Origin of the sequence: Burkholderia ambifaria AMMD, from assembly GCF_000203915.1 — a bacterium.
Classification (GTDB): domain Bacteria; phylum Pseudomonadota; class Gammaproteobacteria; order Burkholderiales; family Burkholderiaceae; genus Burkholderia; species Burkholderia ambifaria.
Window position 1 is genome coordinate 1800248 of the sequence record NC_008390.1, and the last position, 26681, is coordinate 1826928.

26 protein-coding genes and 2 pseudogenes are annotated in these 26681 nt (G+C 66.2%); 11 read left to right on the forward strand and 17 right to left on the reverse strand.

The genetic code is table 11. The annotated features are described in order from the left end of the window. Positions 1 to 54: 54 nt before the first annotated feature. Genes BAMB_RS08200 through BAMB_RS08215 form a run of 4 tightly spaced genes read right to left on the reverse strand, consistent with a single transcriptional unit; the run spans position 55 to position 4081 of the window. Positions 55 to 1038: a formylglycine-generating enzyme family protein gene (locus BAMB_RS08200; RefSeq protein ID WP_041491172.1), complete on the reverse strand. Its 984-nt coding sequence runs from the start codon at positions 1036 to 1038 to the stop codon at positions 55 to 57. Between the two features lie 15 nt (positions 1039 to 1053). Then, positions 1054 to 1746 carry a 1,6-didemethyltoxoflavin N1-methyltransferase gene (locus BAMB_RS08205; RefSeq protein ID WP_011656912.1) on the reverse strand — a complete coding sequence of 231 codons (693 nt, stop codon included), beginning with the start codon at positions 1744 to 1746 and terminating at the stop codon, positions 1054 to 1056. Next, positions 1743 to 3440: a WD40 repeat domain-containing protein gene (locus BAMB_RS08210; protein WP_011656913.1), complete on the reverse strand. Its 1698-nt coding sequence runs from the start codon at positions 3438 to 3440 to the stop codon at positions 1743 to 1745. Before BAMB_RS08210 ends, BAMB_RS08205 begins: the two co-directional genes overlap by 4 nt. After that, positions 3437 to 4081, reverse strand: a complete 645-nt coding sequence (locus tag BAMB_RS08215) for a GTP cyclohydrolase II (protein ID WP_011656914.1) — start codon at positions 4079 to 4081, stop codon at positions 3437 to 3439. Before BAMB_RS08215 ends, BAMB_RS08210 begins: the two co-directional genes overlap by 4 nt. A gap of 318 nt (positions 4082 to 4399) precedes the next feature. Here BAMB_RS08215 and BAMB_RS35005 point away from each other — a divergent pair. Continuing rightward, positions 4400 to 4538 (forward strand): annotated as a pseudogene (locus BAMB_RS35005) (arsenical-resistance protein); the annotation flags it as partial. 244 nt (positions 4539 to 4782) lie between these two features. Here BAMB_RS35005 and BAMB_RS08220 read toward each other — a convergent pair. Further along, positions 4783 to 5028: pseudogene (locus BAMB_RS08220) on the reverse strand (hypothetical protein); the annotation flags it as partial. A gap of 212 nt (positions 5029 to 5240) precedes the next feature. Beyond that, a complete protein-coding gene (locus BAMB_RS08225; protein WP_011656917.1) occupies positions 5241 to 6077 on the reverse strand; it encodes an AraC family transcriptional regulator in 837 nt (278 codons plus the stop codon). Positions 6078 to 6180: 103 nt separating this feature from the next. Between BAMB_RS08225 and BAMB_RS08230 the strand changes: the two genes are divergently transcribed. Genes BAMB_RS08230 through BAMB_RS08240 form a run of 3 tightly spaced genes read left to right on the forward strand, consistent with a single transcriptional unit; the run spans position 6181 to position 10586 of the window. Continuing rightward, positions 6181 to 7680 carry an efflux transporter outer membrane subunit gene (locus BAMB_RS08230; RefSeq protein WP_011656918.1) on the forward strand — a complete coding sequence of 500 codons (1500 nt, stop codon included), beginning with the start codon at positions 6181 to 6183 and terminating at the stop codon, positions 7678 to 7680. 9 nt (positions 7681 to 7689) lie between these two features. Further along, a complete protein-coding gene (locus BAMB_RS08235) occupies positions 7690 to 9051 on the forward strand; it encodes an HlyD/EmrA/EmrK family protein (RefSeq protein ID WP_011656919.1) in 1362 nt (453 codons plus the stop codon). Then, positions 9048 to 10586: a DHA2 family efflux MFS transporter permease subunit gene (locus BAMB_RS08240; RefSeq protein ID WP_011656920.1), complete on the forward strand. Its 1539-nt coding sequence runs from the start codon at positions 9048 to 9050 to the stop codon at positions 10584 to 10586. Before BAMB_RS08235 ends, BAMB_RS08240 begins: the two co-directional genes overlap by 4 nt. On the opposite strand, the gene BAMB_RS35245 is transcribed toward BAMB_RS08240, so the two are convergent. Beyond that, positions 10514 to 11116 (reverse strand): hypothetical protein, encoded by a 603-nt coding sequence (locus BAMB_RS35245; protein ID WP_045554933.1) that lies wholly within the window; start codon positions 11114 to 11116, stop codon positions 10514 to 10516. The genes BAMB_RS08240 and BAMB_RS35245 overlap by 73 nt on opposite strands. Continuing rightward, positions 11103 to 11921, reverse strand: coding sequence for a response regulator transcription factor (locus BAMB_RS08245; RefSeq protein WP_011656921.1), 819 nt, complete (start codon positions 11919 to 11921; stop codon positions 11103 to 11105). Before BAMB_RS08245 ends, BAMB_RS35245 begins: the two co-directional genes overlap by 14 nt. Before the next feature lie 159 nt (positions 11922 to 12080). Between BAMB_RS08245 and BAMB_RS08250 the strand changes: the two genes are divergently transcribed. Together BAMB_RS08250 and BAMB_RS08255 are read left to right on the forward strand one after the other, a co-directional pair. Beyond that, complete coding sequence (locus BAMB_RS08250) at positions 12081 to 12926, forward strand: carbon-nitrogen hydrolase family protein (RefSeq protein ID WP_011656922.1); 846 nt, start codon at positions 12081 to 12083, stop codon at positions 12924 to 12926. A gap of 129 nt (positions 12927 to 13055) precedes the next feature. Beyond that, positions 13056 to 14396 carry an APC family permease gene (locus BAMB_RS08255; protein ID WP_011656923.1) on the forward strand — a complete coding sequence of 447 codons (1341 nt, stop codon included), beginning with the start codon at positions 13056 to 13058 and terminating at the stop codon, positions 14394 to 14396. Positions 14397 to 14811: 415 nt separating this feature from the next. Here BAMB_RS08255 and BAMB_RS08260 read toward each other — a convergent pair whose 3' ends face one another. Continuing rightward, on the reverse strand, positions 14812 to 15300 hold the full coding sequence (locus BAMB_RS08260; protein WP_006755037.1) for an aminoacyl-tRNA deacylase: 489 nt from the start codon (positions 15298 to 15300) through the stop codon (positions 14812 to 14814). Positions 15301 to 15764: 464 nt separating this feature from the next. On the opposite strand from BAMB_RS08260, the gene BAMB_RS08270 reads away from it, so the two are divergent. Continuing rightward, complete coding sequence (locus BAMB_RS08270) at positions 15765 to 16052, forward strand: YciI-like protein (RefSeq protein ID WP_011656925.1); 288 nt, start codon at positions 15765 to 15767, stop codon at positions 16050 to 16052. A gap of 9 nt (positions 16053 to 16061) precedes the next feature. Here BAMB_RS08270 and corA read toward each other — a convergent pair whose 3' ends face one another. Then, entirely contained in the window at positions 16062 to 17039 is a 978-nt protein-coding gene (gene corA, locus BAMB_RS08275) for a magnesium/cobalt transporter CorA (protein ID WP_011656926.1), read from the reverse strand. Between the two features lie 179 nt (positions 17040 to 17218). Here corA and cydX point away from each other — a divergent pair, with 179 nt between their 5' ends. After that, on the forward strand, positions 17219 to 17365 hold the full coding sequence (cydX, locus tag BAMB_RS33135; protein ID WP_041491176.1) for a cytochrome bd-I oxidase subunit CydX: 147 nt from the start codon (positions 17219 to 17221) through the stop codon (positions 17363 to 17365). After that, complete coding sequence (locus BAMB_RS08285; RefSeq protein WP_041491177.1) at positions 17362 to 17979, forward strand: P-loop nucleotide/nucleoside kinase family protein; 618 nt, start codon at positions 17362 to 17364, stop codon at positions 17977 to 17979. Before cydX ends, BAMB_RS08285 begins: the two co-directional genes overlap by 4 nt. Positions 17980 to 18086: 107 nt before the next feature. Here the strand turns inward: BAMB_RS08285 and BAMB_RS08290 are convergent, their stop codons facing one another. Both BAMB_RS08290 and BAMB_RS08295 read right to left on the reverse strand, forming a co-directional pair. Further along, a complete protein-coding gene (locus BAMB_RS08290; protein WP_006755042.1) occupies positions 18087 to 19187 on the reverse strand; it encodes a saccharopine dehydrogenase family protein in 1101 nt (366 codons plus the stop codon). 515 nt (positions 19188 to 19702) lie between these two features. Further along, positions 19703 to 20167 carry an Lrp/AsnC family transcriptional regulator gene (locus BAMB_RS08295; RefSeq protein ID WP_011656928.1) on the reverse strand — a complete coding sequence of 155 codons (465 nt, stop codon included), beginning with the start codon at positions 20165 to 20167 and terminating at the stop codon, positions 19703 to 19705. Positions 20168 to 20521: 354 nt separating this feature from the next. Here BAMB_RS08295 and BAMB_RS08300 point away from each other — a divergent pair, with 354 nt between their 5' ends. Together BAMB_RS08300 and BAMB_RS08305 are read left to right on the forward strand one after the other, a co-directional pair. Continuing rightward, positions 20522 to 21064, forward strand: a complete 543-nt coding sequence (locus BAMB_RS08300) for a Spy/CpxP family protein refolding chaperone (protein ID WP_011656929.1) — start codon at positions 20522 to 20524, stop codon at positions 21062 to 21064. A 128-nt stretch (positions 21065 to 21192) separates the two neighbouring features. Next, complete coding sequence (locus BAMB_RS08305) at positions 21193 to 21624, forward strand: PGDYG domain-containing protein (protein WP_011656930.1); 432 nt, start codon at positions 21193 to 21195, stop codon at positions 21622 to 21624. Between the two features lie 100 nt (positions 21625 to 21724). On the opposite strand, the gene BAMB_RS08310 is transcribed toward BAMB_RS08305, so the two are convergent. The 5 genes from BAMB_RS08310 to BAMB_RS08330 form a co-directional block, all read right to left on the reverse strand. Next, complete coding sequence (locus BAMB_RS08310; RefSeq protein WP_011656931.1) at positions 21725 to 22087, reverse strand: DUF3022 domain-containing protein; 363 nt, start codon at positions 22085 to 22087, stop codon at positions 21725 to 21727. A 12-nt stretch (positions 22088 to 22099) separates the two neighbouring features. Further along, the gene (locus BAMB_RS08315; protein WP_011656932.1) at positions 22100 to 22888 is read right to left on the reverse strand and encodes a YhfC family intramembrane metalloprotease; all 789 of its coding nucleotides are present in this window, start codon (positions 22886 to 22888) and stop codon (positions 22100 to 22102) included. A 54-nt stretch (positions 22889 to 22942) separates the two neighbouring features. Continuing rightward, the gene (locus tag BAMB_RS08320) at positions 22943 to 23986 is read right to left on the reverse strand and encodes a LacI family DNA-binding transcriptional regulator (protein ID WP_011656933.1); all 1044 of its coding nucleotides are present in this window, start codon (positions 23984 to 23986) and stop codon (positions 22943 to 22945) included. 322 nt (positions 23987 to 24308) lie between these two features. Continuing rightward, on the reverse strand, positions 24309 to 25274 hold the full coding sequence (locus BAMB_RS08325; RefSeq protein WP_011656934.1) for a bifunctional glyoxylate/hydroxypyruvate reductase B: 966 nt from the start codon (positions 25272 to 25274) through the stop codon (positions 24309 to 24311). Between the two features lie 5 nt (positions 25275 to 25279). Then, on the reverse strand, positions 25280 to 26560 hold the full coding sequence (locus BAMB_RS08330; RefSeq protein ID WP_011656935.1) for an MFS transporter: 1281 nt from the start codon (positions 26558 to 26560) through the stop codon (positions 25280 to 25282). Between the last annotated feature and the right edge of the window lie 121 nt (positions 26561 to 26681).

Here is a 26681-nt window from a genome sequence, read left to right on the forward strand (position 1 = left end):
GTTCTGAAATAAGGCAGTTCGCGACGATGCGCAGGCGTGAGATCGATTTCGCGTTCATCGCGACTCCACGAGCCGGAAACCCATTGCATAGATGTCGCGCTGATAGCGCCCGTGGCGTCGCGCGCAGCGCGCTAGATCTCCGAAGCGCGTGAAGCTGCCGCCGCGCGCGATCCGATAGCTGCCCTGCGTGGAGGAAAGGTCGTCGCTAATCGGATCGCCGCCTGGATACGGGCGATAGTCGTCCGCTACATATTCTTCGACGTTGCCGGCGAGGTCATCGACGCCGAACATGCTGCGGCCGAGCGGGAAGATGCCGACAGGGGTGGTCGACAGCGGCCCGGCCTCGACCGTGTTCGCGGCGCGCGGATCGAACGTGTCACCCCACGGATACTCTGCGCCCGTGCCGCCCGACGCCGCATACTCCCACTCGGCTTCGGTAGGCAGCCGGAAGCGCCGCCCGGTCGTTTCACTCAACCAGCCCGCGTATGCATCGGCAGCTTCGGGGGGGACCGACCAGACCGGATGGTTCGCGCGCTCGACTGGATAGACGCCGAACGTCCAGGCGCTCGGCAGCCATGGCGCGCCTGTTTCTTCGAGGAACAGGCGGTATTCGATGTTCGTGACCGGGTAACGCATCATGCGGTATGCGTCGAGTTCAGCCGTGTAGCGCGGGCATTCCTTCGCGATCCATTCGTCGATCACGCCGACGTGCGCCCACTCTGCGATTACCGTCGGCACGCGCTCGGGATCGGTGCCGAGCCATGCCCGCGCGGCTGGCACGTCGCACATCAGTGGACTGAGCGCTCGGATGCGCGGATCGCCTGCGATTCCGAGCAGCGTACCCGCCGCATAGCGCTGCTCGAACGGCGCATCCGGATCCTCGGCGATTCCGATCCACTGCGCGGCCGTCATGCATAGCAAGTCGACATGCGTCGAGAAGACTGTTGCGCTCGTGCGTGCAACGAACAGATTGTCCGGTAGCGCCATCGCTGCGCGATCGCTGAGACGGTTGGGGTTATCGGTCAACTTGAGCGTCATGGGCATCCACTCGCGTCACTCGGGTCTGGTTTTGCAGACGGTCATCACCAGGTAGTGCAGGCCGCACCTCGACCGTGGCACCCGCTGGCTGTCGACGGGAACGAAATTTGCAGTGCGAAGCAATTCGGAGAGCTCGGACTCGGAAAATTCGCGATAGAGGCGCTGTGCGTGATTTTCGTAGAGTCGGCCAGGCCCGTCGGATTCGAACACCGATATCGTGAAGAGGCCGTCCGGACGCAGCAGGGCGTGGACGTGCGCGAGATACGTACGATACGCGTCCGGATGCTGGTGGTGCAGGCAACCATTGTCGAGCACACCGTCAAAGCCGGCCGAACCTTCGAGTTCGATCATGGGGCACGTGTGGAAGCGCACGCGTTCGCCCCAGCGCTGCGCAAGTTGCGTCCACTCGGGCGACTCGACGAGGTCGACTGCCGTCACCCGGTGCCCGTGCTCGAGGAAGTACGCGGTATCGCGGCCGCGGCCCGCGCCCGCATCCAGGATGTCGGCGGGCGCGCCCAGATGCGCGTGCAGGATCGCGCTCGCCACGCGCATCGCCGTCTCATCGGTCCAGACGTCGCGGCCGTCCCGATAGCTTGACACGAAATCCGAGTGCAGCACCGCCGCGTATTCAGGCGGCGTCGCGAGCGGGCTCTCCACGGGAGCGATCGTGCGCTGCGCGTCGATGTAGTACGCTTCGGCTGCGTTCATGCGCGCTCCAGTGGGACGCGGTACACGTTTCCGTCGTACGAGCTGGCGACGAACGCCTGCGTGGCCGGATCGTAAGCGAGCGACGACACACCCGCCGTTGTCACGCACCCGTCGAGCGTCCAGCATCCGTCGATACGGTCGTAGACGGCAACGCGGCCGTTGTAACTTCCCGTCGCGACGTAGCGGCCATCATTGCTCGCCGCGACGCACTTGATCGAGCGCGTGTGCGGGGTCGCGATCACCTCCGCGCGATGGTCGGGCGACCAGATTCGTAGCTTCAGATCCCGGCTCACCGACGCGAAGTAGCCTTCGCCGAGGCCCGCGCAACCGTTGGCGATCTTGTCGTGCGCGCGCTTGATTTCGAACACCGGCTCGAGTGTCGAGGCGCGATACCAGCATGCCGATGCGTCGGCGGCGACCGAGAAAATCAGATCGCCGGAGATCGCGATACCCTTGACCGCGTTTGCGTGCAGCGGCAGATCGGTGACGTGCGTGGCCCGAGTGCCGTCGATGCGCAGCACGATACCTTCGCCCCTATACGTGCCGATCACCGCGCACGTTGCGCCGCCGCGTTCGAATGCCGCGCCGCAGTTCAGCGGAGAGCGGTGCCGATGTAATTCGCCGCCGCTGCGTGCATCGAACAGCTTGCCGAGCTGGCCGCCTGTCAGGATCAACTGACCGGCAGGCGCGAGGAAATTGCACAGGCTGCCCATGCGCGCATGCTCGTGCTGGTCGACACGCACAATGCCCGCATCTCCGATCGTCCACAGATGGCCCTCAAGGGACTGCACCGCGTTCGCACCATGTGTCGGCTGCAACTCGAGCCCATCCCAGTGCTCGGTTTTCCAGTTGTAACGGTGATAGCGCGAATGGAACGTCGAGAACACGATGTGCTCGTCGCCTTGGAACGAACAGGAGCGCGGCCACACCTCGGGCGGTAGCGCCGCGCCGCCGAGCGCCTGCGGTTCGCCGGCCGCGCCGATTTTCCAGAGCCGCATCGTGCAGTCGTAAGACAGCGATACGAGCAAGCCTCGATCGATGTCGAGCACGAGACGCTTCACGCCGGCATCGTGCGCGTCGATCGTCGCGCGTGTGCCGTCGACGCCGATCGCAATGATCGCGCCTTCGTCGTTGCCCGCAAAGATGCGCCCGTCCGCGGCGATCGCGATCGTGTCGGTTTCGATGCCGTCGAGGTTGATGTCGGCGACGAGGGCGTTCTTGGCGAGCGACCAGCGCTTGATCGTGCCGTCGTCGCTCGACGATACGATTTCGTTGGCGCCACGCATCCATTCGACCGAAATGACGTCGGCGGTGTGGCCGCCGAACGTGTGCAGCAGCTTGCCGGCGAAGTCGTACACCCGCACGCGGTGATCGCGCGAAGCGGTCGCGACGAGCGGCTCGTCCGGGTGGAACGCGCTCATTTCGACGTCGTCCTCCTGGTCGGCGAACACGGCGACGAGCCGCAGATCGGGCACGGTCCAGAGGCGAGCGCTGTAATCGGACGACGACGTGACGACGTATGCGCCGTCCGGTGAAAACGCCCCCTGGTTTGCGAGGTGGTCGTGCATCGCGCGAGCCAGCGGACGCAGGGTTTTCGCGTCCCACAGGATGACCTGATTGTCGTAACCGGCCGTCAGAACGTACTGGTCGCGGTGCGCAGCAATTCCGCTGATCGGTGCGCGGTGGGCGATCATTGCAGTTCCTGGCCGAGGTTGATGGTATGACGGTGCTGGTCGATCTTCGCGCGCAGATAGTCGTGATTCGTTCCGTTGGCAAACACGCCCGTTTGCAGCACGCGGCGGATTCGGATCCCGTGCTTCTCGAGCTGCGAGGACTTGTCCGGATTGTTGGTGACGAGTGAAATCTCGGTGACGCCGAGCACTCGCAGCATTTGCGCGGCGACGCGGTAGTCGCGCATGTCTTCGGGGAAGTTCAGTGCGCGGTTTGCGGCGAACGTGTCGAGGCCCTGCAAGATCTGGAGACGGTACGCGTCGAGTTTGTTGTAGAGCCCGATGCCTCGCCCCTCCTGACGTAGATAGAGCAGGATGCCGCCTTTGCGACCGAACGTTGCGATCGACTCGTCGAGTTGCTCGCCGCAATCGCAACGTGAGGAGCCGAACACATCGCCTGTCAGGCATTCGGAGTGCATGCGCACGAGCGGTGCGTCGACGAGCGGCTCGAAAACGAGCGCGAGATGCTCGCCGCTGTCGCACAGTCCGTAGAACGTAACCATTTCGGTATCGAACCGCTGTTGCGCGGTGCGCGGACGAATCGGGACACTGACGCGGGTACGGACGGATGCGCTCAGCACTGGGGAGATGCGGCCATCATTCATGCTACGCCTCAAGGCTATTTAAAATGGAGATACAAATCGCGAGGAATACGGAAGTGGTCGGAATCGTTTGCGCCCAATACTTGAATTGATTTCAAGGAGATTGCTGCCTATCGGGTTCCACGCGGGTTCCACGCGAACGCTTGATGCGATCGATTGTGCAAAATCGGCGCCGATTGCGCATCCGTATCGATTACGGTATCGGCGATTGTCTTTCGACACGCGCGACGGTTCGTTTTCAATCGATTTCGTCTCTGTTGCACGATCGACCGACTGCCACCGCAGATGCTGCTGCTGGTAGCGCGCTCTTCAAGCCGCGAAGTCGCGACCGCGATCGGTCTGTTTGATTTGCGCTCCGCGCGCTGCGCTGGCGACCGTCGTCGGTGTGCTGATCGAAGTGCCGGTAATGCTGGTGGTGCTCATTGCTAACCGGTCGAAAGGCTGGTACGAGCGCATTTGAACCAACGACGGAATCCTTCCGTGACCGGCCGATTGAACGTCGACCTATTACGATCGAGTCGTCGACATGTATCAAGAGCGGGTGAAGTTCACGCTGCTGACGCGGGACATCGACCCGTATCTGGCCGACCGGTACAGCGAGCGAAAGGGAAAGCGCAAAGGCCTCGTCGACGCGAGTGAATCCGCGCGTGGTCAGAGACCGACAGCCGTCGTGAAACGGCTCGGCAGGTACTGCGCGACATCGATTACGGTGCGGGGCGCTTCGTATCGGCAGCCACAAGCACGGCGACCGGCAATGCGGTGAGGCAGCGATCGAGTCCTATCGCGCCGTTCCGCGCATCGATTTCGTTGCCGTCACAGAGCCCGTCGGCCCACGGCCCGCCGACGTCGCGCGGCAGCACGACCGCCGTATCGCCCCATTGCGCCGGCTCCACGCGCGGCAACGCAGGCGCTTCGCCCAGCAACCGGCACGCGAGCCGCGTCGCGACCACTGAATAGCCCGGCGGGCTTGGAGCGGGCGACAAGATGCTGCTCGGAGACGATCCGGCGGGTTGTACGATCCGACGGCATTCGACATCGGCCCCTTCCAGCAAACGCATCGAGCGACCGATCGCCGGCGGCACGGCGACTATAGCCACACCGATGCTCGCGCACGACCGACAGGGGGTAGGGAAGCGCGCCTGGCCGCGTCGCGCCAGTGCTGCTAGGGCTGTTTGCGCTTCGCGAAGTAATGCGCGGGCGAATCGCCGAATGCACGGCGAAACATCGCGATGAAATTGCTCGGCGTCGCATAGCCGAGCGCATCCGCGATATTGGCGACGCTGTCGCCGTTCGCGAGACGTTCGAGCGCGTGCGTGAGCCGCGCCTGCTGTCGCCATTGCGCGAAGCTCGTGCCGGTCTCGGCGACGAACAGCCGGCTCAGCGTGCGGGCGGACAACCCGGCCCATTCGGCCCACGCGTCGAGCGTGCGGCTGTCGTGCGGCTGGCCGAGGATCGCATTGGCGATCCGCAGCAGCCGGCGATCGCGCGGCATCGGCAAATGCAGCGGTTCATGCGGCGCGCGGCGCATCTCGTCGAGCAGCACGATGCTCATGCGCGCCTGCTCGGTATCGAGCCTGTCCTGGTCGGCCCAGGACACGGCACGCCGCACGAGCGCGCGCATCAGCTCGGTGATCGCGATCACGCAGGGGCGGTCCGGCATCCGCCGGCTCGCGGCCGGTGCGATCACGACGCTCCAGCCGCTCAACGCACCGCTGATGCTGACCTTGTGCTGCTCACCCGGCGGAATCCAGCCTGCGCGATGCGGTGGCAGCAGCCATGAGCCGTGCGGCGTGCGCACGTGCGCGAACCCGCTCTCCACACAGAACACCTGGCCGCGCAAATGACTGTGCCAGTCGACTTCGCGCGTGCCGAGTTGATACGCGTTGCTGCCGTCGTCTTCACCCCACAGGGCGATCAGCGACGGACCGTCCTCGCGTTCACTCGGATCGGCGTCGGCGCGCTGCACGGCGCGCGACGAAGAAGCTTCACGGATGGGCATGGCCGGAATTCATTATTTTTTGTCTAAACAACATTATCAGCTTTGTCCCTGGGCGTCCAACAATGCATGTCGTGTTCAAACCGAATCGAAGCAGAGGAATGCGATGCATGCAGCACTTGCTCCCTGGACGGACGTTGCGGCCGCGCGGCGCGTCGTGTCGCGAATGGCGATCGCGGCAGCGCTCGCGATGCTCGGTGCGTGCGCGAGCCGCGACGGGCTCACGCCGGCCGGCACGCTGCGCGGCGCCGAGTCGCTCGCTGCGACGCGCAGCCTCGCGCACGCATCGACTGCCGACTGGCCGGCCGCCGACTGGTGGCGTGCGCTGCACGATCCGCAGCTGAGCGCGCTGATCGACGAAGCGCTCGCCGGCAATCCCGATCTCGCCACCGCCGATGCGCGCGCACGTGAAGCGCAGGCGCTGGTGATCGAGGCGCAGGCCGCGCGCGTGCCGCACGTCGTCGGCCGCGCGAGCGCGAAGGGCGAGCGCCCGTCCGGCACGCAGTTCTCGACCGGCGAAGGCGGCGGTTTCTTCAGCCACACGCGCGAGATGAATCTCGGCTTCAGCTGGGATCTCGATCTGTGGGGCGGCCGCCGTGCCGCATGGGAAGCCGCGCTCGGCGAAGCGCGTGCCGCGCGGGTCGACGCGCGGGCCGCACGCATCATGCTGTCCGTCAACGTCGCACGCGCATACGTGAACCTTGCGTATGCGTTCGATCAGCAGGACGTCGCGCGTGCCGAATACGAGCGTGCCGACGAAGCGCTGACACTGACGCGCCAGCGTGTGGCCAAAGGCATCGACAACGTCGCGCAACAGCGCCAGGCGGAAAGCGAGGTCGCGGCCGCGGCGCGCGAGCAGGCACGCGCGGCTCAGGCGATCGGCAGCGCGCGCATCGCCCTCGCGATCCTGCTCGGCGCGGGCCCCGACCGCGGCCTTGCGCTCGCGCGTCCCGCACCGCTGCCAATAGCGGCGCTTGCGGTGCCGGCCGATCTGCCCGCCACGTTGCTCGGCCGGCGCGCCGACATCGTCGCCGCGCGCTGGCGGGTCGAGGCGGCGAGCCGCAACGTCGCCGCCGCCCGCGCGGACTTCCTGCCCAACGTGAGCCTGACCGCGCTGATCGGGCTGGCGACACGCGGCGGCGCATCGTTGTTCCAGGCCGCGTCGCGCACCTACAGCGTCGGTCCGGCCGTGAGCCTGCCGATTTTCGACGGCGGTGAGCGGCGCGGCGTGCTGCGCAAGCGCGACGCGCAATACGACCTGGCGGTCGCCGGCTACAACAAGACGCTGATCGGTGCGATCGGCGAAGTGGCCGACGATCTGCACCGGCTTCATTCGCTCGCCATGCAGGCCGACGCGCAGCAGCGTGCGCTCGATTCCGTCACCGACGCGTGGCGGCTCGCGGACGCGCGCTACCGGGCCGGAGTCGGCAGCTATCTCGATGCGCTCGTCGTGCGCCAGCAGCTACTGGTCGCGAGCCGCGAGGTCGCCGCGCTGCGCGCCCAGCGCGCGGATCAATCGCTGCAGCTCGTCGCGGCACTGGGCGGCGGCTTCCGCGCCGAACCCGACGACGTCGCGCTCGCCGCCACGCCTTCCCACCGTCCCTGAGATCGAACCATGAGCAGCGACAACACCCTGCAGACTCCTCCTCGGCCCGCGGCCGCCGATCCTGCCAGCGCGCGCCAGCATCCCGTCGGCGATCACCCGGGCGGATCGCGCTCGCCGGCCGACACCGCTCCCCGCGCGCAACCGGGAGCGGGCGGAACGGTACCCGCGGCACCGCCCGCGCGACGCAAGCATCTGGTGCGTGCGCTCGTCGCCGTGTTCGCGTTCGGTATTGCCGGGTGGGGCGCCTGGTATGCGCTCGTCGGCCGATGGTACGAAACGACCGACAACGCATACGCGCAAGGCAACGTCGTCGAGCTGACGCCGCAGGTGACGGGCACCGTCGTGTCGATCGACGCGGACGACGGCGACCTCGTGCATGCAGGCACGCCGCTCGTGCGCCTCGACCCGAGCGACGCGCAGGTCACGCTCGCGGCCGCACAGGCCGATCTCGCGGCAACCGTGCGGAAGGTGCGCGGCCTGTACAGCAACGAGCGCGGGCTCGCGAACAGCATTGACGGCGCGCGCGCCGAACTCGCCGCGCGCCGCACCGCGCTCGACAAGGCGAAGGCCGACTACCGGCGCCGCGAGGATCTCGGCCGCTCCGGCGCGATTTCGCACGAGGAGCTCGCTCATGCACGCGATACATTGACGTCCGCGCAAAGCGCGTATGCGGCCGCGCAAAGTGCGCTCGCCACGTTGAGCGAACAGCATCAGACGAGCAAGGCACTGGTCGACGACACCGCCGTCGCCTCTCATCCCGACGTTCAGGCCGCGGCGTCACGCCTGCGTGCCGCCTACCTGGCGCGCACTCGCACCGATATCGTCGCCCCCGTTACCGGCTATGTCGCGAAGCGCACGGTACAGGTCGGCCAGCGCGTGTCGCCGGGTGTGCCGCTGCTCGCGGTCGTGCCGTTGCGCGAGTTGTGGGTCGATGCCAACTTCACCGAGAAGCAGCTCGACCACATGCGGATCGGCCAGCCTGTGGAACTGACGGCCGACCTGTACGGCAGCAATGTACGTTACAGCGGCCGCGTGCAGAGCCTCGGGGTCGGCACCGGCAGCGCATTCTCGCTGCTGCCCGCCCAGAATGCGACCGGCAACTGGATCAAGATCGTGCAGCGGCTACCGGTTCGTATCGAATTGACGGACCCGGCACAGCTCGACGCGCATCCGCTGCGCATCGGCCTGTCGATGCACGCAAGAGTCGATCAGCACGATCGCAGCGGCACAATGCTGTCGCAACGCGTGCAGCGAGATCCCGTGTTCCGCACCGACGTGTACCGTGAGGAGCTCGCGCGCGCCGACGGGCTGATCGCCGATGTCCTGCATGCAAACCTGCCCGCGACGGCGCGCGCGGAGCGTGTGCGATGAGCGGGCCGATGCCGGCCGCCGATGGCGGCTTTCGCCCACCGAGCGTCGCGCTGACGACGTTCGGTCTCGCGCTCGCTGTCTTCATGCAGGTGCTCGACGGCACCGTCGCGAACGTATCGCTGCCGACGATCGCCGGCAATTTCGGCGTGAGCACGACGCAGAGCGCATGGGTCGTCACCACGTTCTCGGTCAGCATTGCAATCGCGCTGCCGCTGACCGGCTTTCTCGTCAAGCGCATCGGGCAGGTCCGGCTGTTCGTGTGGGCCACGCTCGCCTTCACGTTCGCGTCGCTGCTGTGCGGCCTCGCGCAAAACCTGCCGCAGCTCGTCGCGTTCCGCGCGCTGCAGGGCCTGGTGGCCGGGCCGATGATCCCCACCACGCAAGCGTTGATGTTGTCGATCTACCCGCCGCAGCGACGCGGCTTCGCGCTGTCGATGATCGCGATGGTCACCGTCGTCGCGCCGATCGCGGGCCCCGTGTTCGGCGGCTGGATCACCGAGCATTACTCGTGGCGCTGGGCGTTCCTGATCAATCTGCCGATCGGCGTGTTCGCCGCGCTCTGCGTCTTCGCGCAGATGCGTGCGCGCGTCGAAACGACCGTCGCCGCGCGCGTCGACTATGTCAGCCTCGCCGCGCTGGTCGTCGGCGTCGGCGCGCTGCAGATCGTGCTCGACAAGGGCAACGAGGCCGACTGGTTCAACTCCACGTTCATCGTCGTGATGTCGGTGGTCGCCGCATTCGGCATCGCGCTGTTCCTGATCTGGGAACTCAACGAACCGAATCCGATCGTGAACCTGCGGCTTTTCGCCCATCGCAACTTCGCGGCAGGCACGCTGACGCTCGTGCTCGCATACTCGGCGTTCTTCGCGGTCAACGTGATCGTCCCGCAATGGTTGCAGCGCACGCTCGGCTACACGGCGTTCTGGGCCGGGCTTGCCGTCGCGCCGATGGGCGTGATTCCGGTGCTGACGACGCCGTTCATGGGCAAGTACGCGCCGCGCTTCAACATGCGTGTGCTCGTGTGCTGCGCATTCGCGATCCTCGGCGCGTCGTCGTTCCTGCGCGCCGGCTTCGTGCCCGACGTCGACTTCACGCACATCGCGCTGATCCAGTTGCTGCAGGGCCTCGGCCTCGCGCTGTTCATCATGCCGATCAACAGCATCCTGCTGTCCGACCTGAAACCCGACGAGATCGCCGCCGGGTCCGGCCTGTCGACCTTCCTGCGCACGCTCGGCGCGAGCTTCGCGGTATCGATCACGTCGTTCCTGTGGGATCGGCGCGCCGTCCTGCACCACGCGCAACTCAGCGAGCACGTGAGCGCGTTCGATCCGGCCGTGCGCGCCGAGGTCGCGCGGCTCGGCGGCGGCGACCCGCAACGGGCCGCCGCGCTACTGGGCAATCTGGTCGACGCGCAGGCCTATCAGATTTCATTCAACGACGTTTCATTCGCGCTCGGCTGCGTCTATCTCGCCGTAATGGCGGTGGTATGGCTCGCCCGCCCGCCGTTCGGCCCCGGTGCCGGCGCGAAACGATGAAACGGGCGCCGCGCGGCCCGTTTCGACCCATGCTGTTCAACTCGAAGGAGATCGACCTGATGCATACCCAACACGCTGGAAAGATGTCGTCCGCACTGGCGACGCTCGCCGTATTCGATGTCACCGACTTTCCGCTCGTCGTCGTACGCAACGACGCGATCGCTTCCGACGGCTATGCGCAGCGCTGGCTCGACGACATGGATGCGCTGCTGCGGCACGGCGAGCCGTTTGTCATGATCTTTCCGCCGGCCCGCCCGGACGAAGCGCACGACGATCGCAAGCAACGCGGCAAGTGGCTCAAGGAGAACCGTGCCGCGCTCGCCGCGGTCTGCCGTGCACTGATCACCGTCGAACCGGACCCGAAGGAACGTGACGCGGCCGTCGCAAACGGGGCTGGAATCGAAAAGGCATTCGGCGTTCCGTTCGACGTGGCGGCTTCGCTCGACGATGCAAGGCAGGCAGGCCGGCGACGCCTGACTGGGGCGTCTAGCGCGGGCCGTGCGCGCGCAACGGACATCACCCGCGCTCATCCGTTCGTCCCCGATCGTAGAACATCGCAAACAGCTCGGATTGCGATCCGACGCCGAGCTTCGCGTAGATGTGCTTTTTGTGCGCACGCACGGTCTCGAACGAGATCGACAGCTTCTCCCCGATCGCGCGTGACGAGAATCCGCTCAACGACAGCATTGCGACTTCGATTTCGCGCGTCGTCAATGCGCCGCGCCCGTTCTTTCCGGTCAGCATGCCGAAGCGCGCATGCGGATCGGGCGCGTCTATTTCCGCTGGGCGCGACGCGCCTTTGACCGCGAACGTTTCGAACCGCAAGCGCTGCTGCATCAGCGACAGCACCCATGGCGTGTACAGCGTGAGCAGTGCCATTTCGCGCTCGTCGTACTTGCTCGTCTTGCCGAGCGAGAAGCCGAGCGTGTGATCGCGATCGATCACGACGTTGAAATGCACTTCGTCGCCGACGATGTTCTTCTTGAAATACCGCTCGTAGTATTCGGTCATCCGGAAGTTGTCCGGCGCGACGTCGGCAAGCGTGTAGAAGCCGGGCGCCTGCGTTTCGAACGCGGCGAGATAGAACGGATCGAGCTGATAGAGCGCGGCCAGATAGTCCTGAAACATCAGGTCGGTCTTGCCGTCGGGCATCGCCTGTTCGGCGAGCACGAGCGGGGCGGCGTCGCGCGCGAAACACAGCGCGACCCAGTTGTCGAAAGCGACGTGCCGTTCGAGCACCCGCGTGAGGCGCGCCCAGAAATGCGGGCCATCGAGGGCATCGATGGCCGAACCAATCTCCCGGTGAAAAGCGAGATCTCGCCATTCGAAGTCCATCGTGTCCTCCGGTGAGGTAACCCTGGCGGGGAATTTCAGGTCAAAAATAATAACCCGATAATCAGCCTCACTTCGTCACGCAGCAGACCATGCGGCGCTTTGCTCGGCGCGCGTGGCATCAGACGTGCAACTGAAAGGCGATTGGAAGGAGATGACTTCATGCAGGTGGAACTCGCGCAACTGACGCTCGTCGACGGCGACGTCGTGCACAACACGCGCAAGGTGATCGATACGATCGAACACGTCGACAGCGCAGGCGGTACCCGGCTGATCGTGTTCCCCGAAACGACGCTGTCCGGCTTCCCGACGCGGGACACGGTCGCCGACGTCGCGCAGCCGCTCGATGGCCCCGCATTGTCCGCGGTACGCGACGCGGCGCGGCAAAAGGGCGTTGCCGTGGCCGTGGGCCTCGCCGAGCGCGACGGTGGGCAGTTCTACAACACCACGGTGCTCGTCGACGAGCAGGGCGATATCGTGCTGCGCTATCGCAAGACGCATCTTTGGGCGTCGGATGTCGGCGTCTTCACGCCGGGCGATCGCTTCGAGACCTGCAGCTGGAACGGTCTGACGGTCGGCCTGCTGATCTGCTACGACATCGAATTCCCCGAAACGGCACGCGCCGTCGGTGCGCTCGATGCCGATCTGCTGATCGTCACGAACGGCAACATGGACCCGTTCGGTCCGGTGCATCGCCGTGCGATCGCCGCGCGCGCGATGGAAAACCAGATGTTCGCGGTCATGGTGAACCGCTGCGGGTCCGGCGACGACAACCTGACGTTCGCCGGTCTTTCCACGCTCGTCGATCCCTTTGGCGACACGGTGATCGAGCTGGGCCGGGACGAGGCGGTCGTGCCCGCGAGCGTCGATCCGACGCGTCTCGAAGCGAGTCGCGAGCACTACAACTATCTGCACGATGCCCGTGTGGCGCTCGGTCTGTCGCCCGTCGAACCGGCGGGCGGGAACCGCGTCGTCGTGATCGAACCGCGCCGTCCTCGCACCAAATAGCCGGAATCCACGGTCCATTCAACGCATGGGGCAGGGCGCAATGCCCTGCACGTGCTCGCCCGTCCCATTGAAATGCCGGCCCGACGGCATACAGGCTTTCGTATCGGCCGCCGAGGCCCAGGAGACAACATGCAAGCGTCATCATCCAATGAACCCGCACGCCTGAAGCGGACACTCGGCCTGCCGTCCGTGCTGCTGTTCGGGCTCGCCTACATGGCACCGCTGATCGTCTACGGTACTTACGGCGTGCTGGCCAAGGCCAGCGACGACACGGCCGCGCTGGCCTATCTGCTCGCGCTTGTCGCCATCGCCTTCACCGCGCTCAGCTACGGCAAGCTCGCGCGGCTCCATCCGGCCGCGGGCTCGGCTTATACGTACACGCGCAAGACGTTCAACCCGCATCTGGGTTTCATGATCGGCTGGGCAACGCTGCTCGATTACTTCTTTCTGCCGATGGTGATCTGGCTGATCGGCGCGGCGTATCTGAACGCGGCATTTCCGCACGTGCCGACGTGGATCTGGATCGTGGCGTTCATCGTGTTGACGAGCGGCCTGAACATCGTCGGCATCGATCTGGCCGCGCGGTTCAACATCGTGCTGATGGTCGTGCAGCTGGCGGTCGTCGCGATGTTCGTCGTGCTGTGCGTGCACTATGCGTCGGCTGCGGCAGGCGCGGGCGGTATTGCCATGGCGCAGCCACTCTTCAAGCCGCACGTGCCGTTCGGCGCGACGATGGCAGGCGCCGCGATTGCCGCCTATTCGTACCTCGGCTTCGACGCGGTCTCGACGCTGACCGAAGAGACGATCGATCCGAAAAAGAACATGCCGCGCGCGATCCTGCTGATCGCACTGATCGGTGGAGCGATCTTCGTGATCGCGGCGTACACGATGCAGCTCGCGCACCCGGGAGTCGAATTCAAGGATACGGATTCGGCCGCGTTCGAAGTGGCGAAGATGATCGGCGGCGATCTGTTCGTCCCGGTGTTCCTCGCGGGCCTGATCCTCGCTCAGTTCGCGTCGGGCATCTCCGCGCAAGCGAGTGTCGGCCGGTTGCTCTATGCGATGGGCCGCGACGAAATCCTGCCGAAGCGCATCTTCGGTTTCATCCATCCGCGTTTCAAGACGCCCGCGATCAACATCGTGCTGGCCGGCAGCGTCGGGTTGATCGCGCTGAAGCTGGATGTCGCCACGTCCACGTCGTTCATCAACTTCGGCGCGTTTCTGGCCTTTACAGCCGTCAATCTGTGCGTGATCCGCCTGTACCTCCGGGGGCAGTCAGGCGAACGCCGGATTGGCGTGATCGGCGGACTCGTGTTTCCCGCGATCGGCGCGGTTTCCGATATCTGGCTGCTCGTGAGCCTCGAGAAGGCTGCGCTCGTGCTCGGCGTCGCGTGGTTCGTGCTCGGGCTGGTGTATCTGTGCTGGATAACGCGCCTGTTCCGCCAGGCACCGCCGGAAGTTGCGATTTGAGCGGGTCGCGGAAGGATGGGCAGCGGGTATTCGAATTCGGCTGGGAACATCACAAACCTTCGGCGGTCGGTATCGGCGCGGAATCAACAATCCGGCGTTCGATCCGTTGCAGCGATCGCAGCGTCCGGCGCCGGACACCCGGCGGCCGGTCGCTTTACACGGCGCGAAAAATCCTGGATTTCCATCCGGGTTGGACATGGTGCGACATGGGCCTTACAACCAATTTTAGGGCCTCATCACTGAACCGCAATTCAACTTCGATAATTATGATTATGTCAAATACGAAATTGAGCCGGAAACATAGCTGATTCGAACGCAACCCAACCCAACGACGCCTGGATCGACAGCCCGCAACGCCCCAACGGCACCCATCAGACGCCGTTCTCATTACGGCAAACCTCCCGCACCAACGCAATCAGGAAACCCACATCCCCTGCATCTTGTGCGAGAAATGCGCGCGCTCGGCCGTTTCCATCAGCGACAGGAATTCGTCCTGCGTCATGTGGATCAGCGCTTCGTGGTCGCCGGCCTCGAAATACACTTCCGGCTGCTGCGCGAGTTGTTCCTCGAGGAACGTCTTCATTCCGTACGCCATGCACACCGGCGGCAACGCGCCCAGGTCGCAATCCTTGAACAGTTCGCGCAGTTCCATTTCCCGGGCGAGCACGAGATGGCGGCCGGTCTTGACCCAGAGATCCGACAATCGCACCGCGTGCGACGTCGGCAGCACGGCGGCGACGTAGCCTTCGTCGTCCTCGAGCAGCACGGTTTTCGCGAGGCGATCGCCGGGGATATGCGCGGCGGCGGCCGTCTCCATGCTGGTATGGCTATACGGGTGGTACACGACTTCGTACCGCGATGACTTCTGGCGCAGGCAATCCTGCAGGGTGGCTGATACAGGCATGGCACACCTCGTCTCGGCGAATCGGGCGAACGGAGTTCGCTCCGGATTTGTTCAGCATAGGTCGCATTGCGACCAATGGAAACGCCCTCCCGCAGCACCCCGTACGGACGGCACACACCGGCTTCGGCCCCTTTTCCGCTAACGCGACCGCCCTCGCCGGCATGTGAAATTCCGGCCCGGAATGCGCGTCCCATACGCTTGCCAAACCCACCTTGCCTGAAGACCAAACCTGCGATGAGCCGTCCGGCGCGATAACGCAAAATCATGCGACGGTGGAGTCGCGTCAGACCGTTAGTTGCATTAAAAGGACAGGTAACGAGATATCGAAATCATCCCCGACAGCCGCCAAGGCCAGCCAGCCACGAGCGGCAAGCCGCTGCAAGCCGCCCCGACAAAGCCCGAATCGCGCCCTATACTGAGCCCAAGCGCCCGCCATCCCGCGGCGGCCGATTCCGGGAGCGACCATGCATTACCAGCTGATCTACGAACTCGTCGACGATTACCTGTCCCGGCGCGAGCAATACCGCGCCGAGCACCTCGCGCTTGCGAAGGCGGCAACCGAACGCGGCGAGCTCGTGCTCGCCGGCGCGTTGCAGGATCCGTCCGATCAGGCCGTGCTCGTGTTCGAAGGCGATTCGCCGGAGGCCGCCGAATCGTTCGCGCGCGCCGATCCGTACGTGCAGAACGGCCTCGTCAAGTCGTGGCGCGTGCGGCCGTGGCGCGTCGTGGTCGGCAAGCACGCGCCGCACTAGCCATCGCGGCTACAGCCACCCCGCCCGCCTGAAGCGCCACCACAGCGCGAGATCGGCCGCGACCATCACCGCGATGCAGCCGTAGAAGCCGTACTTGAGGTGCAGTTCGGGCATGTTCGCGAAGTTCATCCCGTAGATGCCGGCGATCATCGTCGGGATCGCGAACAGCGCGGCGAACGAGCCGAGCCGCTTGGTCACCTCATTCTCGGCGAGCGAGATCATCCCGAGGTTGACCTGGATCGCGGTCACGACCATCTCGCGCCGCCCTTCGATCGTCTTCACGATCCGCTGCAGGTGGTCGTACACGTCGCGGAAGTAATGCTGCATGCCGCTGCAGACCTGCGGAATGCGGCCGCCGGTGAGCTTCGCGAGCGGCTCCATCAGCGGCGCCGTGTGCTGGTGCAGCATCACGAGCCGGCGTTTCAGCGAATAGAGATCCTCGATGATCGCCCGCGACGACGCGAGCGTGGCCTTCGCGAAGATGCGATCCTCGAGTTCCTCGAGCTCGTTGCCGAGCGTCTCGAGGATCGGGAAATAACGGTCGACGACCTGGTCCATCAACGCATAGAACACGAACGCCGAGCCCTCCTGCAGCAGATGCGGCTCGCGCTCGCAGCGCTTGCGCACCGCGCGGAAGTCCTGCTCGGTATGGTTGCGGATCGACAGCACGTAGTTCGGGCCGACGAACACGTTCAGCTCGCCGACATTGAATTCGCCGTCTTCCTCGAGCTCGACCGTATGCAGCACCGCGAACAGCGAGTCGCCGTACTCCTCGATTTTCGGGCGCTGATGCCCCTTGCGGGCATCCTCGAGCGCGAGTTCGTGCAGCGCGAACTCCTCGCCCATCAGGTCGATCTCTTCCGGTGTCGGATCCTTCAGGGCGACCCACACGAAACACTCTGGCTTCGACACGTAGTCGCTGATGGCATCGATATCGATGTCGGCCAGCTTGCGGCCGTCCTGGTATGCAGCACAATTGATCAGCATGGTGTCTGTAATGTTGCGGTTTGCGCATCAGTTTACCGGTTTGACGCGCGGGCGGCCCGGCTTGCGCGGCGCGCCGATATTGGTCATGATCGGGCTGCCTGCGCCGCGGCACGCGCGCGGCACCGCTTCGGCAAACGCACGGCACGGCCGCGCGGCCCAACCATCAAGGAGACAGACCCATGTGGTATTTCTCGTGGATCCTCGGCATCGGCGTGGCGCTCGGCTTCGGCATCATCAACGTGATGTGGCTCGAGGCGGAAGTGTTCCCGCGCGACGACAAGCGCACCGACGCGTCGCGCGCGGGCTCGGGGAGCCGGTATTCGTGACGCACCTGGTGTTCTTCTGCGGTCATGCCGGCACCGGCAAGACCACGCTCGCGAAGCGGCTGATCGGGCCGCTGATGCGCGCGACCGGCGAAGCCTTCTGCCTGCTCGACAAGGACACGCTCTACGGCCGCTACAGCTCGGCCGCGATGGGCGCCCTCACCTCCGATCCGAACGATCGCGACAGCCCGCTCTACCTGAAGCATCTGCGCGATCCCGAATATCAGGGCCTGCTCGACACGGCCCGCGAGAATCTCGCGCTCGGCATCGGCGCGCTCGTGGTCGGCCCGCTGTCGCGCGAAGTGCGTGACCGGCGCATCCTCGACCGCGCGTGGCTCGGCATCGGGCCGGAGATCGCGCTGACGGTCGTCTGGGTGCATACGGCGGAAGACGTCGCGCACCAGCGGATCGTCGCGCGCGGCAACCCGAACGACGCATACAAGCTCGCGCACTGGGACGAATACCGGCAACGCCGCTTCGTGCCGACCGGCCACGAATGCGACGGCATCGTGATGTTCGACAATACCGCGCCGTCCGACGCGGACATCGATGCGCTGCTGTACCGCATCGTGCCGCCGGCGCCGCAGGCAACGATGGTCCCGCCGCTGCCCGCCTGAGCCGCACACGCACCACCCTGCTCCTGCCTGCTTCGACCAGCCTCAAAAAAAACGCCGGAAGCGCTGTTGCGCTCCCGGCGTTGCACGGCCCTCGTGCCGGAGATCCGTCAGGCGACTTCGTGCACGCGCTCCATCGTGCCGCCTTCGTACAGCTTGCCGAAGCGGTTCGACAGGAACGCCTTCAGCGACACTTTCTCCTGCGGAATGAAGCCGCTCTGCGGCAGCTTCTTCTCGCGGAACAGATCCAGCACCGCGCACATCGCGCCGGCCGTCGTGATCTGGATCGCGCTCATATGCATCCCGCACACGTCCTTCGCGAAGATCTTGCGCGTGAACACGTCCTGCACGAGCTGGCCGTCCTTCACGCCCGTCACCGTGACGAACACGAGCACGACGTCCTGCTTCGTCGACGGCACCGCGCGGCGCATGATCGATTTCAGCGTGTCGCGGTCGCTCGACAGGCGCAGGTCCTCGAGCAGGAACTGCACGAGTTCGCGGTGGCCCGGATAGCGCACCGACTTGTAATCGAGCGTCTCGACCTTGCCCGACAGCGTCTCGCACAGCGTGCCCAGGCCGCCCGACGTGTTGAACGCCTCGTATTCGGTGCCGTCGAGCGAGAAGTGCTCGAGGCCTTCGAGCGGCTGCACCCACTGCTTGCGGCCGTCGCGGATCGCTTCGCACGGCTGACAGTATTCGTTGATGAGGCCGTCGACGCTCCACGTCAGGTTGTACTTCAGCGCGTTGGTCGGATACTCGGGCAGCGCGCCGACGCGCATCTTCACGTCGCGCACTTCGCTGAAGCCGTTCACGAGCTCGTGCGCGGCGATGCCGATGAAGCCCGGTGCCAGGCCGCACTGCGGCATGAACGCGCGGTCCGAACCGTCGGCGAGTTCGCGGATTGCGTGGGTGGCGCGGACGTCCTCGGTCAGGTCGAAGTAATGGACGCCGGCCGCCTTGGCCGCCGCGGCGACGTTGACCGCGAGGTAGTACGGCAGCGCGTTGACAAGCGCATCGAAGCCCTTCACGGCCTCACGGATCGCATTGGCGTCGGCCGAATCGACGCGTTGCGTCGCGATCCCTTCACGCGACAGCTTGGCGAGCGCATCCGCATCTCGGTCGAACGCGACGACTTCGTAGTCGCCCGTTTCACGCAGCATGTGAGCAATGGTGTGGCCGATCAGACCTGCGCCGACGATGGCGATTTTCATGCGCTTATCTCCTGATGATGGGTTTGGTGTTGGTGTACGGCGTCGAGCCATGAACACAGTTTAGGGACGCGCAAAATCAGTTCCAAGACGAAGAATGATGCGAAACGACCGATAAATTCGACGAAATGACGATGCATTTCGTCACAACGACCAAAACGCCTAAAAATCGCGTATATGAAGCGCCGCAAACGGGTCGCCATCGATGTGTCCGGACGGACAGGAAGAACAAGCAAAGGAGGACACGCGCCCGGCGAAGAAATCGTTACGCGCATGCAGGCCGGCATTCGACCCGACGACGCTCACGTGACGATGCACAAGGCAACGCCCCGCCCTTCGGCGAACGCCAACGGCCGGGGTTCAAGGAAAGGTAAAGGAGTAACAGCCTGCGCGACGATGCGCGAGAACGCCCCGCCCTGCGGCAAACGCCAACGGCGGGGTTCAAGGAAAGGTAAAGCAGCAACAACCTGCGCGACGAATCGCGCCGCGGCGTCAAGCCCGACGCCGCATGCGGCACATCACCCGCCGATCGTGCCGCGATCGATCTTGCGCGACAGAATGATCGACGTCGTCGTGCGCTCGACGCCCTCGAGCGTGCCGATCTGGTCGAGCAGGTCGTTGAGCCGCTCCGGCGAATCGGCACGCAGCCCCGCGACATAGTCGTATTCGCCGCTCACCGCGCACAGCAGCTGCACTTCGGGCATCCGGTCGAGCTTGCGCAACACGTCCTTGCCGAACTTCGGCGTGAGGATGATGCCGACATACGCATAAATGCTCGCATCGAGCACGTCCTGCCCGAGCCGCACGCTGTACCCGGCGATCACGTTCGTGCGCTCGAGCCGCGCGATGCGCGCGACGACCGTCGTGCGGGCGACGTCGAGCTGCCGCGCGAGATCGGCGACGCTTGCGCGCGCATCCGCTTGCAGCAGCGCAACGAGTTGCCGGTCGAGGTCGTCGAGTTGGTCGAGGCGAGGTGGACGCATGAGGCTGGGCCGGCGGCAGCGCGCCGGCGAAATGGAACGTGACGCGATGATAGCGCCGAACGCCGGTGCGCCCAAACGGCGTCGCACGCTTTCACGGGCTCATGCGCTCGCACCCCGCTGCGCGCGAGCGAACGACGCCCGGCGTGCCGGCGCACGCACAACCGAACGCCATCGCACGCCGCCCATCCGCTATGTGCGTTCCCCTTCAATTTCGATTCGTTTCGGATGTAAGCAAGTGTCGCTTTCACCGCCGCGTGACACGCAACGTGCTACTAATAGCAGGCGACGCGAGATGCGTGCTCGCGGCACAGGCCGCGGCGCCCGCTCGCACGACACCACCCCGGAGAGCCAACCATGAAGAAAATCTCGCTCACCCTCGCGATGCTCGCCGTTGCAGCAGGCGCATTCGCACAAACGCCGCCGCAACCGCAAACGCCCGCCTCAACGACGGCAGCGGCAGCATCCGCGCCGAGCGCCGAACAGCGCGCGGCACGCCATGAAGCGCGCATCGAGCAGCGCATCAAGTACCTGCACGATCAGCTGAAGATCACGTCGGCGCAGGAGTCGCAATGGAAGACGTTCGCCGACACGATGCGCGAGAACGGTGAAACGATGGGCCATCTGTATCGCGCACGGATGGAAAACCGCAACGTGTCCGCGGTCGACGACATGAAGCAGTACGCGGAACTCGCGCAGGCGAACGCGGACGGCGCGAAGAAGCTCGCCGACGCTTTCGCGCCGCTCTACCAGAGCTTCCCGGCCGAACAGAAGGCGCTGGCCGACACGACGTTCCGCAGCTGGCTGCACCATGGCGGCGAACATCGCGGCTCGGGCAAGGCCAAAAAGGAAGGCAAGGCAGCCGCCGCGCCGGCCGCCAGCGCGCCCGCGCAACCCTGACGTCCGCCTCGCCGGCGCCGCGTTGCCCGGACGGGCGAACGGCGTCGCGCATCCCACGGGAATTCGGCGCGTCACACGGCGCGCCGAATTCGGGATAAGCTCCCGGCTTTTCCCGCACTCCCCCCGCCATGCTCGAACTCAAGCACATCGATCTGCGTACCGACCCGCAGGCCCGTCACGTCGTCAAGGACGAAACCGTCACGGTCGCGTTCGCGGCTGCCGACGGCGAACTGATGAGCCTCGAAGGCCCGAACCGCTATGTCGCGGGCGACGCACTGATCACCGGCTCGACCGGCGACCGCTGGGTCGTGTCGCGCGCACGCTTCGACGCGAAGTACCTGCCCGCCGACCCGGCGCTCGCGCACGGCACGCCGGGCGCGTACCGCAATCGGCCGGCCGTCGTGCTCGCACGCCGCATGGACGAGCCGTTCACGATCGCCCGCTCGGAAAACGGCGACACGCTGCGCGGCGTCGCCGGCGACTGGGTGATGCAGTATGCGCCCGGCGACTACGGCGTCGTGCAGGCGCAGCGTTTCGCGCAGGTCTACCGCGACGCGTGACCCACCGCAGGCGCGCGAGGCATCGCGTGCTGTCGTCGCGCGTCATGCCTGCGTTGCCACAGCGGCGCTCCGCCGGCATCGCGCCGGCGCGCGCTCACGTTCACGCGAAGTCTTCGTCGAGTTCGAGTTCCGCGTCACGCTCGACGGCCTCGCCGGCCGCGTGGCGCTCTTCCAGCGAACCCAGCATCGCTTCCGTGTACGCATGCAGCACCGCATGGCTGCGGGCGCGCTGCATCGGCTTGAGCGCCAGATAGCGCGCGAGCGCCGGCGGCACGATGCGAATGTCGAGCGTCATCCGTTTCGGTGTCGAGCCGAAACGCATCGCCAGCCAGTGCACGGACAGGAATCGCCCGCGCTCGTCGCTGCTTTCGGCGAAGCGCGTCTGCTCCGGAAAGAGATCGCAGATCACGCGCGCGAGCGCGTCGAATTCGCTGCTCTGGCACTCGATCAGATAGTCGTCCATTCCGTCCTCCCGTCAGGCCGCCGCACGCGGCGACCGGCCTGCCTTCACCAGCACGGCGACCAGGACCGCGGCCAGCACGACATACACGGCCTCGAGCGATCCGGCCGGCAGCACACGCACCTGATACAGCAGCGCCGGCGCGACCGCCAGCGCATGCAGCACGATCGCGAGCGGCAGCACGCCCGCGCGGCCGGCGCGCACGCCGCGCCACACCAGCACCGACAGCGCGAGCTGCACCACGAACGCCGCGCAGCGCTCGAGCAGCAACAGCAGGATCGACTGTGCCGACAGCGTGGCCAGCATCACGTGCAGCCGCACGACGGTGTCGCCGGGCAAGTCCGCGAGCTGCGTCTCGAGCTGCCCGCGGCTCGCGAGCCACGCGAGATACGACCACTGACCCCATACGAGCACGCCGACGAACCACGCTTCGGCGCCGGCATGGCCGATCCCGTAGCCGATGCCGCGCCCGTCGCCGGCCGACGCGCCGTAGCGGCGGTTCAGGATCCGCATCCCGAGATAGCGGCCGACTTCCTCGAACACGGCGGTGGCGAGCGCGCTGTACGCGACGAACGCGAGCGGCTGCGTGAGCCAGCCGCCGGCGGGCGTCTGGCTCAGCACGAAGCCATGGAATGCGCGTTCGACGATCATCGCGAACAGCGTGAAGACGGCGACGCCGACGATCGTGTCGCGGCGGTCGAGCGCAAGCGGCTTGCGCAGGATACGGAAGAGAACGAACGGCAATAGCGCGATGATCAGCGTGGCGGCGATCAGCACCGCCAGCGTGACGGGAGCGACAGTCATGAATTTCCTTGTTCGGGGCAGCGCACCTGGCGCGCTGCGTGCCCCGAATGATACTCAGCTTGCGGTCGACGCGCGCGCAATCAGCTCGCCGGGCAGCATCGCGACGCGCACGTCGCCGGCCGCGCCGTCGATGCGCTCGTGCACGAATTCGACGGCCTTGTAGCCGATCTCGTAGGTCGGCTGGCGGATCGTCGTGATGCCGATCAGTTCGGCCCATTCCGGATCGTCGATCGACAGCAGCGCGGCCTTTTCCTGCCATGCCGCGCCGAAACGCGCGCGCAAGTGGCGCGCGATCGCGAGCGCGACCGGCGCGTTCGCGGCGAACAGTGCCGCCCGCACGCCGCGTCGCGTCGCGTCGTCAAGGCGCGCGTCGAGGTCGGCGAGCGCCGCGGCGGCGGCCGCAGGCTCGTTCAGGTCGAGCACGACCGTCGGTGGCACCGGCAGCCCGCGTGCGCCGAGCGCCGCGCGGAACGCGGCCTCGCGCAGGCGCCGCGAGCTGACGCGCTCGAATGGCTGCACGACGAAATGAATCGCATCGAAGCCGCGCGCGACCAGATGCGCGAGCGCCGTTTCGATCGCATCGGTGTTGTCGAGCCCGATCAGGTCCGCTTCGAAGCCCTCGACCGTCCGGTCGACGAGCACCGCCGGGATGCCGGCGCCGCGCAGCGGGCGCAGCACGTCTTCCTCGGCGCCGAGCGCGTTGACGATCAGCCCCTCGACCCGATAGGTCGTGAGCAGCTGCAGGAAGCGCCGCTCCATCTCGACTTCGTTCGCCGCGTGACAGATGAGCGGCATGTAGCCGAGCGCGTGGCACGCGGCCTCGACGCCCTGCAGCACTTCGATGGTGTAGGGATTGGTCAGGTCGGCCGCGAGCATGCCGAGCAGCCGGTTGCGGCCGCGCTTCAGCCCGCGCGCCATCTGGTTCGGCCGGTAGTTCAGGCGCGCGATCGCCGTCTCGATCCGCTGGCGCAGATCGGCGGACAGCACGTGCGTCTCGCCGTTCAGATAGCGCGAAACGCTGGTCTTGCCCGTGCCGGCTTCGCGTGCGACGTCGCTGATCGTCGCGGGACGCTGCGTGGAAGGTTGCGAATCGCTCAAGTCGTGCCTCGCGACGTACGATCCGCGCCGCTTCGTGTGCGGACGGACCTTTGTTGTTGGATACGAAAGCCACCGGGCCGACGCCGCCGATCCCGTGCCGCGCGCTCGCCCGAAGCCGGCGCACTCGCGCCCGCCCCGGTCGCCTGGCACGCACGGCGATCGGCCGCACCGGACCTGGCACGGATGCCCGTCGTCGAACGCTGCCGGCCGCGTGGCCGGGTCATCGATGCAACGAGCGGGCGATCATAACGCAGCCTGCCCTCCCGCACCAAGATCATCGACTCTAACCGCGCCTGCAGCCCCGCCGGCCAGCCAGCGCCGCTCAAGCGTGCGCGAGCGCGTCGGGATTGACGAGATTCCTGCGCAGCGTGCCGGCCAGCGCGCCGACCAGGTTTTCCGCGGCGCAGCGCGCCATCGCATGGCGCGTCTCGTGCGTCGCCGAGCCGATATGCGGCAGCGCGACCACGTTGTTCATCCGCAGCAGCGGCGAATCCGCCGGCAACGGCTCCTTCTCGAACACGTCGAGCCCCGCGCCGCGGATCGTGCCGGCGCGCAGCGCGTCGATCAGCGCGGCCTCGTCGACCACCGGCCCGCGCGACGCGTTGATCAGGATCGCGCCGCGCTTCATCTTCGTGAATTCGGCCGCGCCGATCAGGTGATGCGTTTGCGGCGACAGCGGCACCTGCAGGCACACGAAATCCGACTGCGCGAGCAACTCGTCGAGCGTCACGCGGCGCGCGCCGTACTGCGTCTCGGCTTCGGCGTGCGCGGAACGGTTCGTGTACAGCACCTGCATCCGGAATCCGAGCGCCGCGCGGCGCGCGACGGCGCCGCCGATCCGTCCGAGCCCGACGATGCCGAGCGTCTTGCCCTGCACGTCGGTGCCGTACAGATCGGGGCCGATGCTGCGATGCCAGTGGCCGGCCTTCACCCACTCCGCCAGTTCGACCACGCGCCGCGCGGAGGCCAGGATCAGCGAGAACACGGTGTCGGCGGTCGATTCGGTCAGCACGTCGGGCGTATGCGCGAGCACGATCCCGCGCCGCGTGAGATCCGCGACGTCGAAGTTGTCGTAGCCGACCGAAATCGTCGACCAGGCCTTCAGCTTCGGCGCGCGATCGAGCATCTGCGGCGTGACCTTCAGGCTCGCGCCGATCGCGCCGTGCGCGTCGCCCAACGCATCGGCGAGCGCGGCGGGGCCGTCGGCCTGCACGACGTCCGCATGCTCGCGCAGGTACGCGAGAACATCATCGGGCAACGGCTTGTACGCGACGATACGAGGCTTCATCGTTTTCATTTTCCTTGCAGCGGCGCCGCGAGCGGATGCGCATCGCGCGCCTGGGGTTTGACGGACAGCGTGAGGATCACCGCGGCGACGAGCGCGGCGCTCATGAACGCATACGACGCGACGGGCGACCCGGTCGCACCGTTCAGATAGCCGACGAAATACGAGCCGACGAACGAGCCGAGCGCGCCCATGCTGTTGATCAGCGCCATCGCACCGCCGGCGACGTTCTTCGGCAGCAGTTCCGGGACGATCGCGAAGAACGGGCCGTACGGCGCATACATCGCGGCGCCCGCGACGACCAGCAGCGCATACGAGATCCAGAAATGCGACGAGCCGAGCGCATACGACGCGGCGAACGCGGCCGCCCCGATCAGCAGGAACGGCCACACGAAGCCGCGGCGCGAGCCGACCTTGTCGGACGCCCACGACGCCACCAGCATCGCGATCGTCGCCGCGAGGTACGGCAGCGCCGACAGCCAGCCGGTCGCGACCATCCCGAGCTCGGAGCCGTTCTTCACGATCGACGGCAGCCACAGCACGAAGCCGTACACGCCGATGCTCCAGCAGAAGTACTGCGCGCACAGCTTGATCACGGCCGGCGAACGGAACGCCTCGCCGTAATTGCGCACCGGCTTGATCGCCGCCTGCTCGGCCGCGAGCACGGCGTCGAGGTCGCGCTTTTCCTGCGCGGTGAGCCACGGCGAATCGGCCGGCTTGTCCTGCACCAGGAACCACCAGCACACGGCCCAGATCACGGCCGGCACGCCTTCGGCGATGAACATGTGGCGCCAGCCGAATTCGTGCACCAGATAGCCCGACACGATCGACATCCACAGCACGGTGACGGGGTTGCCGAGGATCAGGAACGTGTTCGCGCGCGAGCGCTCGCTCTTCGTGAACCAGTTGCTGATGTAGATCAGCATCGCCGGCATCACGGCCGCCTCGACCACGCCGAGCACGAAGCGGATCACCATCAGCGACGGGATGTCGGCGACCACGCCCGTGAGTGCCGCGCACGCCCCCCACAGCACGAGGCTGACGAACACGAGCTTCTTGACGCTGCGGCGCTCCGCATAGATCGCGCCCGGAATCTGGAAGAAGAAGTAGCCGAGGAAGAACAGCGCACCGATCAGCGACGACAGGCCCTTGCTGATCCCGAGGTCCTGGTTGATGCCGGCCGCCGCCGCGAACCCGTAGTTCGCGCGATCGAGGTAGGCAAGGCTGTAGGTGATGAAGACGATCGGCATGATCGTCCACCAGCGTCGGACTGCGAGATTGGCTGCCATCAGAATGTCTCCTAGATAGGTTGGAGTGGCGAGTCGCCTGGCTCCGCTCCCGTCCTGTCGGGAATCGACCGGCCTCGGCGTCTGGTCGCCTCGTCCGGCCTCATGCAAAACCGTGCGTGAA